General features: G+C 55.4%; 1 protein-coding gene. It reads right to left on the bottom strand.

The genetic code is table 11. The annotated features are described in order from the left end of the window. On the bottom strand, positions 1–383 hold a 383-nt coding region (locus ABD296_RS49915), incomplete at its 3' end, for a phosphotransferase (protein WP_344285675.1). Between the last annotated feature and the right edge of the window lie 218 nt (positions 384–601).

Genomic DNA, 601 nt, shown 5'->3' with positions numbered 1-601 from the left:
CGCGCCAGCCTGCGCTCAAACGGACATTGATCAACGGATAGGCGGTGAACAGCGCCAAGTTGCTGCCCCATTGACGGCCACGCTTTGAGCAAATCCGCTCCAGACAGATCAGCCGCCGGTACTCCCGGAATTGCCGTTATCACCAAGCATGCACCCTCCTGTTCCTCCTGCCAGTTGATCACCTCGGGGCAAGCCACACCTCGACCTTTGAGCCAAATGAGGCGGTCACGCTCTCCAGCGAGCTCACCGCGGCGGGAAGCAGGTGCGATTTTCGCGAAGGCATGCCCGTCACCACGTCGAAAAACAAAATCACCAGATTCTCCGCCTCTGACAGGCAACCAGTCAGAATGCGATTCACCAAAAAAAATATTAGTTCGATTCAATGGAGGTTCCTTCAGTTTTCTGATGAAGCGCGGAGGTGGCTCAACCTGCGAAAAGAAACGAGTTGCTACGTAAGTCCGAGAACATGCTTTCCATGGTCTCTGAGCTCGCCTTTGGGACCGACATATCGGTAGAGAGTGACGCGCTCGATGCCGAGTTCCTTGCAGAGATCGGAAACTGAAGTATCGCGCTGGGCCATGGCGGCTTGCGCGATACTTCA

The sequence above is a fragment of the Actinomadura napierensis genome (genome assembly GCF_039529375.1).
GTDB classification, from domain to species: Bacteria; Actinomycetota; Actinomycetes; order Streptosporangiales; family Streptosporangiaceae; genus Spirillospora; species Spirillospora napierensis.
This window is presented reverse-complemented; position numbering and strand designations above follow the sequence as displayed.